We start from the raw sequence: 8952 nt of genomic DNA, 5'->3' as shown, positions 1-8952 counted from the left end.
GTCGTCGACGGCGCCGTTACCTCCGCCGCTGCCCGCCGAAGTCGGCGGCGGCAAGCACTAGTTCGCTTGCGCCGCAGCCGAAATCGATTGACTCACGGTGTAGCTGTCGATTCCCTCGACCCCGAGTTCACGACCGTAGCCGCTGTTCTTGACGCCGCCGAAGGGGGCGGCGGGATCCATGATGTAGCCCTCGTTGACGCCGAAGGTGCCTGATCGCACGCGCGCGGCCACGCCATATCCGCGATCGGTGTCGGCGGTGAACACCGACCCGGCCAGCCCGTACTCGGTGTCGTTGGCGATCTGAATTGCCTCGTCCTCGTCGCGGTAGGAGATTACGGTCAGCACCGGGCTGAAGATTTCCTCGCGCGCAATCCGCATGTCGTTGTTGGCGTCGCTGAACAACGTCGGCCGGACGTACCAGCCGGTGTCCAGGCCATCGGGCATGTCGGCACCGCCGACCACCAGGCGTGCCCCTTCGCTGCGGCCCGATTCGATGTAGCCGCGGACGCGTTCTTGCTGACGCTGCGCCACCAGCGGGCCGATCTGGGTGTTGGGGTCGGCGGGGTCGCCGACCGGCATCGACTCCATCGCCGCCGCCAGCGCGTCGACGAACTCGGCCTCGCGAGCCGCGGGCACCAGTATCCGGCTCAGCGCGTTGCAGACCTGGCCACTGTTGGCCAGGCTGGCCATCTGTATGCCGGTGGCAACAGCCGACGGATCAGCATCGTCGAGCACGATGGCCGCGGACTTGCCGCCCAGTTCGAGGCTGACCTGCTTCAGCCCCGCCGCACACGCGAGCGCGACCTGCCGGCCGGCCGCCGTCGATCCGGTGAAGGAGACCTTGTCCAAGCCGGCGTGGCTCACCAGCAGCTCGCCGACGTCGCGGCCACCGGTCACCACGTTCAACACACCCGGCGGCAGATCCGCCTCGGCGACCAGGTCAGCGAGCAGCAGCGCATCGAGCACCGACTCGGGCGCCGGTTTGAGCACCACCGTGCACCCGGCCAACAGCGCCGGGATGACCTTGGCAACGGTCAGGAACTGCGGCATGTTCCACGGCACCACCGCGGCGACAACCCCGACCGGTTGCTTCCTGATCCGAATGTCCTTGCCGTACAACCCCGGACGGTCCTGCTGCCATTGGTAGCTACCGGCGATACCGCAGAACGCCGACATCATGGTCAGCGGAAGCCGGACCTGCGCCATTTTCGCGAAGCTGATCGGGGCACCGATCTCGGCAGAGATGAGTGCCGCCATGTCGGCTCGCCGTTCCTTGTAGACGGCCGCCAGGCGCCCGATCGCCTCGATCCGTTCGCTCGGTTGCATCCGCGGCCACGGTCCGGTGTCGAACGCCGCACGGGCAGCCTGGACAGCCCGGTCGACGTCGCCCGGCCCCGCACACGCCGCGCGACCGATCTCGGCCTCGCTGTGCGGCGATATCACGGTGATGACGGAATCACCGTGGGCACCATCCCATTTCCCATCGATGAAAAGCTGGTCCCTCTGGTCCCTCTGGTACATCTGGTCCTCTCAGGTGTTTCGACCGCCGTTGACGCCGAGTATCTGCCCCGTGATGTAGCTGGCCTCGTCGGAAATGAAAAATGCGCACGCGGCAGCGATGTCCTCGGGCCGGCCCACCCGACGCACGGGTGTGCGGTTGATGTGGTCCTCCACGGTTCCGCCGAGCAGGTGTCGGCTTTCCGCGCTGCGCAGCATCGGTGTGTCCACGAACCCCGGCGGGACGGCGTTCACGGTGATGCCCGACGGGCCGTATTCCAGAGCCAGCGATTTGGTGAGGCCGTTCACCGCGGATTTGGCCGCCACGTAGTGCGCCATGAATGGCTGGCCAGAATGCGTGCTGGACGACGAGATGTTGACGATGCGACCCCAGCCGGCCTCGACCATGTCGGGCAGCACCGACTGGATGGTGTGGAATACACCGTTGAGGTTGACGTCGATCACCTTCGACCACTCCGGGAACGTCATCTTGGAGAACTTCTGGAAGCCTTCCACCCCGGCCGCGTTGACCAGCACCAGGATCGGGCCGAACTTCTCCCGAATCGCCGCGACGGCGGCGTCCACCTGCGCGCGGTCGGTGACATCGGCGACGTGACCGAACTCGCCGTCAGTGGGCGACACGTCGATGACGGCCACCTGAAATCCGTCGCTGCGCAACCGCTCGGCGACGGCGCGACCAATCCCCGAGGCACCGCCCGTCACGACCGCGGTCTTCAAGTTCGCTACGACCCTTCTTGGCAACTTTCCTGAGCGACTGCCCAAACTAGTCATGCCTATCATTCCGCGTCGATTATGGTCAAGCCCATGGACAGGCCACCGTTTCGCTTCGCCGTGCAGGCGACCAACGCAACCGGCGGACGTGCGTGGCGCGATACCGTTCGCAAGGTCGAAGATCTCGGGTACTCAACGCTTTTCCTCGCCGACCACTATCTGGGTCCCGGTCCCGCGCAGAAAGTCGCGCGCACCCCTCGTCAAGACCTCGCGCCGATCGCGGCGATGGCTGCGGCGGCCGCCGTCAGCGAGACGCTTCGCATTGGGTGTCGGGTGTTCTGCATCGACTATCACGTGCCGGCCGTGTTGGCCAAAGAGGCCGCAACCCTGGATCTGCTGTCGGATGGTCGGCTGGAGATGGGCATCGGAGCAGGCTGGAGCGAAACCGAATACAACGCAATAGGTTTGACCTTCGACCGACCGGTGCGGCGAATCGCCAAGCTCGCCGAGGTGGTGTCGCTGATCAAGGCGCACTGGGACGGCGAGCAGTTGGACTATGCCGGCCAGATCGTTCAGGTGCGCGGCTACGCGGGCCGGCCGCGCCCGGTGCAGCGCCCGCATCCGCCGATCATGATCGGCGGCGGCGGACCGCGGATGCTGTCGTTCGCCGGCCGGGAAGCCGACATCGTCTGCATGTCCAGCGTGCCGTTTGTGGCGCGCGACGCCCAAGGCCTGGATCCATACACCGTGGCGCAACGCCGGATCGACGTGGTCCGGGCCGCTGCCGGAGAGCGCTACGGCGGGCTGGAAATTGAGAGTTCGCCCTACTTCACGGCGATCACCGACGACCCCGAAGCCGAGCTGGCGAGAGCGGCGTCGTCGACCGGAATTTCGGCCGACGTGCTGCGCGAACATCCCAACGTCATGATCGGCTCGCTGGAAACCGTTGTGGAGATGCTGTATTCGCAACGGGATTCGCTCGGCGTCAATTACGTCACGGTACAGCAGTCGCAGATCGAGTCGTTCGCTCCGGTTGTGGATCGGCTCAGCGGCCGCTAAACCTTGACCACTGCGTGCGGAGATGTAAACATGGCACCTAACTATTGGGCGATCGCTCAAATAGTGATGGCGCCGGCATGACCACCGCAGGAGTGAGACGACGCAATGGCAAAGCGGACCCGATACAGCGAGTACCACGACCGGTACCCGAACTATCGATTCGAACTCTCCGATGACGGCATCTTGCTCATGCAGTGCCACACCAACGGCGACAGCCTGGTGTGGGACTGGCGGGCGCACGACCAGATGTCGGATGCATTCGCCGACATCGCCGGCGACCGCGAGATCAAGGTGCTCATCCACACCGGCACCGGCGAGAACTACAACGCCAACTGGGGGCGGATGCCCAACGGCGATCCGGTCGAAAAGCCCGACTACCTGCTGATGCCAGGCACCCGCGGCCTGAACAAGCTCGACGAAAAGGCCTGGTATGCAAGGCAGTTGATCACCAACGTGCTCGACGTCGACGTGCCGATGATCAGCGCTGTCAACGGTCCGTGCAACATGCATTCCGAGGTGCCGTTGCTCGGCGATATCGTGCTGGCCTCCGAGGACGCCTACTTCCAGGACGCATCGCACTTCCCCCGCGGCCAGGTGCCCGGCGACGGCCAGCATGTGATCTGGAGCTTTCTGGCCGGCCACACCCGTGCTCGCTATTTCCTGTTGACTGGCATGAAGCTCGGGGCAGCCGAAGCCAAGGATTGGGGCGTGGTCAACGAGGTGCTGGCCAAAGACCGAGTGCTGGACCGAGCCTGGGAACTGGCCCGCGAGCTCGTCAAGCGCCCACCGCTGACGCTGCGCTACTCGCGTCAACTCTTTACCAACCCGCTCAAGCGGGCATTCATCGACGAGCTGGGTCACGGCTTGGCCCGCGAAACCTACGCACAGCGTGCGTTTTTCCCGTTCGGCGGCGAGATGGCGCCACTCGATCGAGCTTGGGACCAGGAACCTTGGAGTAATGGCGGTCAACGCAACGAAGGAGTGCCCCCGTGACCAGCATCCAACAACGATTGTCGACCGGGCGGGGCAAGTTCACCACCGACTACCCCGAACTGGGGACAGCCCCGGTCAATTACGAAGACTCGATCTCTGAGGAATTCTTCACCGCCGAACGCGAAGCCGTGTTCAAGCGAAACTGGTTGTGCGTCGGGCGAATCGAACGGCTACCGCGCAAGGGCTCCTACTTCACCCGCGATCTGCCCGGGCGGCTTGCTTCAATTGTGATCGCGCGTGACCTCGACGACACGGTGCACGCGTTTCACAACGTGTGCGCTCACCGCGGCACCAAGGTGGTCTGGCAGGAACACCCCGGCGAGGAATCCTCGGGGAGCTGCCGCGCGTTCTCCTGCAAGTACCACGGCTGGCGTTACGGCTTGGACGGCAAGGTCAACCACATCACCAACGAGGGCGAGTTCTTCAACTTGGACAAGAACTCGCTGCGGATGCCCCCGGTGCATTGCGAGGTGTGGGCGGGTTTCATCTTCATCAATCTCGCTGACGACCCGGTTCCGTTGCGCAGCTTCCTCAGCGACGGACTGCTGCCCATCGAAGGCTATCCATTCGAGAAGATGACCCAGCACTACGGCTTCTCGACTCGGATCAACGGCAACTGGAAACTTGCCGTCGACTCGGTATGCGAGTGGTATCACCCGCCGTACGTGCACGGCCGTTTCATCGACCCGGACGTCGCCAAGGCCGAGAAGATGGTGCCGCCCGTCGACTCCTACCACTACGAGCTGTTCCGCCCGCACATGCTCACCTCGGTTCCCGGGCCGCCGCCACTGCCAGCCCGTGAACCTGGCACCGCCGGACCCGCCCGCCAGGACCAGCGCTGGGTCTACAAGCTGTTCCGCGCAGGGCTTTTCGGTCCCGACGACGTTCCCGACATCGGACTCGACAACGATGGAGCCGATTTCCTCAACCGCGGCAACATCGCATCGTGGGGCAACGACCAGTTCTGGCTTTTCCCGAACATTTCGATCCAGATCTGGGCACGCGGCTACTACATCACGTACACCTACTGGCCAGAAACGGTCGACTCGCACATCTACGAGATCGACCTGTACTTCGTGCGGCCGGCGAACGCCGCCGATCGCCTTGCGCAGGAATTGGTGGTCGACAGTACGATCGAGTTCGCCATGCAGGACGTGAACACCATCGAGGCCACCCATTCTGCACTGAAAACACGAGCGCAGAACACCTTCCACCTCAGCGACCAGGAGTTGCTCATCCGCCAGTTCCACACGGTCATCCGTGACACCGTCGGCGCTTATCAGTCGGCCAACAGCACGCGGGAGGCATAGTGCCACTGCCACAGGAATTCTCCGACCTCGAGCCGTTTGTCGTCGACTGGGCGCTGCCGACTCGGGCGCAACGCTACGAAGCACGGCTGTCGAAGCCTTTCGACGAGCTGGTCAACTTCTACGATGCGGTGGCGCCGCGGGCCGAGAAGGCGATCGCCTATCTCAACGGTCTCGATATCGACGACTTGCCCGACGACGCGGCAACTCTGCTGCACCTGCTGTATTCGATGATCCTGGTCTCCTACGCCGTCAACGTGTTCAAGCAGAACCGGATCCCGGACTCGGGTGCCGCCTTCTTTGAGATGGTCGCTGAGCCGGCGGTGTGATAGGACTCCCAAGGTGACCGCATCCACCCGACCTAAGGCACGCGACTCCAGCACGCGCGACATGCTGATCGCCGCGACGAGTCAGATCATGGTCGAGGAGGGTTATGCCGCGGCCACCTCACGCCGGGTCGCGGCCCAGGCCGGGGTCAAACCGGCTCTGGTGCACTACTACTTCCCGACCATGGACGAGCTGTATCTGGCGGTTTTCCGGATTGGCGCCGCGGGATACCTGGAAAGTCAGCAGAAGGCGTTAGCGTCCGACCGACCACTGCATGCGTTCTGGGATACCCTCATCGCACCCAAGGACACCCGATTGCTGCTGGAGTTCATGGGACTTGCCAACCACCGCAAGGAAATCCGCGCAGAGATCGCGGCCTGGTCGGAGCGTTGGCGCGAAATGCAGATCACCGCACTGAATTTCATCGTCCGCGAACATCACCTCGACGCGAACGAATATCCGCCGGCCGGGCTGGCCGTTGTCATCGCCGCGATCGGCCGCACCCTGATCCTTGAAGAGGGACTGGGCTCTTCGGGCGGCCACCAGGAGGCCGTCGCACTGGTGAACCGCTTCCTGGACCGATTCGAAATGCCGGAGCCCAAGGCCCATCGCGGCCACGGCGCGGATTAGGGTTAATCCCCCTCGCCGCATCGTTGCCGGATTTACCATGCGATCCTGAGCGCGCGACTCGCGGCGCTCGAGGAGGCGCGCCATGGCACTGCCCGCATTGGTCCTTGTACACGGGGGCGGACTCGCGGCCGATTCTTGGAAGCTCACGACCGATGAGATCCAGCGGTTGGCACCGGACTTAACCGTGCTTGCCCTCGACATGCCCGGGCGGCGGGGCAAGCCTGGCAACCTGAAGGAGATGTCGATCGCTGACTGCGTCGATTCGCTCATCGGCGACATCGAGAGCACAGGGTTGACGGACATCGTTATCGTTGGCCATTCAATCGGCGGCATGACGCTGCCCGGTATGGCAAGCAAGTTGGGAACCGCCAGAGTCCGCGAACTGATCTTCGCTGCGTCGTTCCTTCCGCCCGAAGGCGAGACACTGGTGGATACCTTGCCATGGCTACTCGCAAAAATCGCTCGACGCTTCGCGAAAAGAGGTGTGCCACGCCAAACACCAAGCTTGCTAGCGCGTTTCGCGTACATGAACGGGGTTCCGGCACACCGCCGCCGATTCATGCGCGGCAAGCTCTATCCGGAATCACTCCACATGCTGACGGAGAAAGTGTCTTGGCGCGGAATGCCTCATGACATTCCTCGCACCTGGATACTCACCCTGGGCGATCGTGCGCTCGCCCCGAATGTGCAACGAAAGAATATCGAAGCGCTCGGCGGCGTGCAGGCGCTGATCGAGATGAAGGGCTGTCACATGATGATGGTCAGTGCGCCGGAACAGCTGGCAGAAATCCTCGTCGGCCGCTGCCGGCTCTATGCGTAGCCCTTATCAGGGCAGCAGGATCCGCAGCTTCTCCCACCCGCGCACGGTCGACGTCGACGCGAGTTGTGCTGTGTCGTAGTCGATATCCCACTCGGGCCAGCGGTTGAGGATCTCGTCCAGCGCGACGCGGCCCTCCAGTCGGGCGAGGTTGGCTCCCAGGCAGTAGTGCACACCCTTGCCGAAGGTGATGTGCGAGATGTTGTCGCGATGAATGTTGAAAAGGTCCGGGTCGGTGTATCGGCGGGGGTCGCGGTTGGCCGCGCCGAACAACAGCAGCATCGCGCTGCCGGCCGGGATGGTGGTGCCGTAACACTCGAAATCCTCTGCCATCCACCGGGCCACGTGCGGCCCGGTGGGCTCGAACCGCAGCGTCTCATCGACAGTGCGATTCAGCAGTGACCGATCCTGCTCGATTTCCCGGCGTTGGTCGGGATGTTCGGCGAGTACCTTGGCCAGCCAGCCGATCAGCCGGCCCGTCGTCTCGTTGCCCGCGCCCGCGACCACCTGGGTGTAATGCAGTACCTCTTTCCGGGTGAGCTTGCGGTGCACGCCATCCTCGTCGTCGAATTCGACGTTGAGCAGCGCGGTCATCAGATCGTCGGACGGGTTCTTGGACCGCCATTCGACGTAGTCGGCGTAGATGCGTCCGTCGGCGATGGAGTCGGCGTTGGCGACCTTGAGCGGAGTCCCGGGCTTGGTGCGCAGATTGGCGTCGTTGGCGTCGCGCACCGAGATCTGCTCGGACTCGGGGATCCCCAACAGCATTCCGATCACCCGCATCGGCATCATCGACGCGAGCTCGGCGATGATGTCGAATCCTCCCGAACCGACCAGCGGGTCCAGGCATCCCACGCAATAGGCCCGAATCTGATCTTCGATCTCGGCCATCCGGCGCGGGGTGAACACCCGCGACATCAGACCGCGGAGCGTGGTGTGCTCGGGGGGATCCTGAAACATCATCACGCCACCGGGCATGTCGAATTTCGACTTCACCAATTCCAGGATGTCACTGCGCCGGCTGGAAAAGACCTGCCAGTTCGCCAGCGCCTGTTCGACGTCGGAATGCCTTGAGATGGCCCAGAAGTCGTACTGCTCGTTGTAGTAGATCGGCGCTTCCTCGCGCAGCCGCGCGAAGGTCGGATACGGATCGGTGTTGATCCCCGTGTCGTAGGGGTCGTAGTAGACGTCGGTTTCATGTGCGACGGTCATGGATGCTTCCTTACTTCAGGCAGCTGCCGACGTCGACCGGTAGCGCCACCCCTCCGTTTGCAGCGTTTTGGGCGATCGCCCAATTTCGGGCGCACGCCATGTTTAGCAGCCCCGTGCGGCGCCCGTCAAGGCCCCGGACGCGTGGCGAATAGACCTCCGATAAGCGGGTATCCGGTCGCGATAGGCGGCAGAATGGCTGGACGATGCGTCAGCCACATTCGACGGGAAGCAGGGGCCACTCCATGAAACTCATCCCGAAAGCTTCGGCGATATGCGCAACGGCGGTGACCGCGCTGGCCGCCAGCGCCGCAACGGCACAGGGAATCGAACCGGCGTACTTCTACAACAGCGACAACAGCATGCAGGTCAACTATGGCG

At 63.7% G+C, this 8952-nt stretch carries 9 protein-coding genes; 6 read left to right on the top strand and 3 right to left on the bottom strand.

Annotated features, from left to right (window positions below; genetic code table 11):
* Positions 1-57: 57 nt before the first annotated feature.
* Both WAN02_RS12425 and WAN02_RS12420 read right to left on the bottom strand, forming a co-directional pair.
* Positions 58-1521 carry an aldehyde dehydrogenase gene (locus tag WAN02_RS12425; protein ID WP_422264472.1) on the bottom strand — a complete coding sequence of 488 codons (1464 nt, stop codon included), beginning with the start codon at positions 1519-1521 and terminating at the stop codon, positions 58-60.
* Positions 1522-1530: 9 nt separating this feature from the next.
* Positions 1531-2235, bottom strand: coding sequence for an SDR family NAD(P)-dependent oxidoreductase (locus WAN02_RS12420; protein WP_422264471.1), 705 nt, complete (start codon positions 2233-2235; stop codon positions 1531-1533).
* A gap of 87 nt (positions 2236-2322) precedes the next feature.
* Between WAN02_RS12420 and WAN02_RS12415 the strand changes: the two genes are divergently transcribed.
* The 6 genes from WAN02_RS12415 (at position 2323) to WAN02_RS12390 (ending at position 7365) form a co-directional block, all read left to right on the top strand.
* The gene (locus WAN02_RS12415) at positions 2323-3288 is read left to right on the top strand and encodes a TIGR03621 family F420-dependent LLM class oxidoreductase (RefSeq protein ID WP_422264470.1); all 966 of its coding nucleotides are present in this window, start codon (positions 2323-2325) and stop codon (positions 3286-3288) included.
* A gap of 105 nt (positions 3289-3393) precedes the next feature.
* Positions 3394-4281 (top strand): enoyl-CoA hydratase/isomerase family protein, encoded by an 888-nt coding sequence (locus WAN02_RS12410; RefSeq protein WP_422264469.1) that lies wholly within the window; start codon positions 3394-3396, stop codon positions 4279-4281.
* Complete coding sequence (locus WAN02_RS12405; RefSeq protein ID WP_422264468.1) at positions 4278-5591, top strand: aromatic ring-hydroxylating oxygenase subunit alpha; 1314 nt, start codon at positions 4278-4280, stop codon at positions 5589-5591. Before WAN02_RS12410 ends, WAN02_RS12405 begins: the two co-directional genes overlap by 4 nt.
* Positions 5591-5917 carry a hypothetical protein gene (locus tag WAN02_RS12400; protein ID WP_422264467.1) on the top strand — a complete coding sequence of 109 codons (327 nt, stop codon included), beginning with the start codon at positions 5591-5593 and terminating at the stop codon, positions 5915-5917. Before WAN02_RS12405 ends, WAN02_RS12400 begins: the two co-directional genes overlap by 1 nt.
* A gap of 61 nt (positions 5918-5978) precedes the next feature.
* Positions 5979-6545 carry a TetR/AcrR family transcriptional regulator gene (locus tag WAN02_RS12395; RefSeq protein ID WP_422264474.1) on the top strand — a complete coding sequence of 189 codons (567 nt, stop codon included), beginning with the start codon at positions 5979-5981 and terminating at the stop codon, positions 6543-6545.
* An 82-nt stretch (positions 6546-6627) separates the two neighbouring features.
* Complete coding sequence (locus WAN02_RS12390) at positions 6628-7365, top strand: alpha/beta fold hydrolase (RefSeq protein WP_422264466.1); 738 nt, start codon at positions 6628-6630, stop codon at positions 7363-7365.
* Positions 7366-7371: 6 nt separating this feature from the next.
* On the opposite strand, the gene WAN02_RS12385 is transcribed toward WAN02_RS12390, so the two are convergent.
* A complete protein-coding gene (locus tag WAN02_RS12385) occupies positions 7372-8574 on the bottom strand; it encodes a cytochrome P450 (RefSeq protein ID WP_422264464.1) in 1203 nt (400 codons plus the stop codon).
* Between the last annotated feature and the right edge of the window lie 378 nt (positions 8575-8952).

Origin of the sequence: Mycobacterium sp. (assembly GCF_049281135.1) — a bacterium.
Lineage (GTDB): Bacteria > Actinomycetota > Actinomycetes > Mycobacteriales > Mycobacteriaceae > Mycobacterium.
Note: the sequence above shows the minus strand (reverse complement) of the source record. Positions and strands in the feature narration are given on the sequence as shown.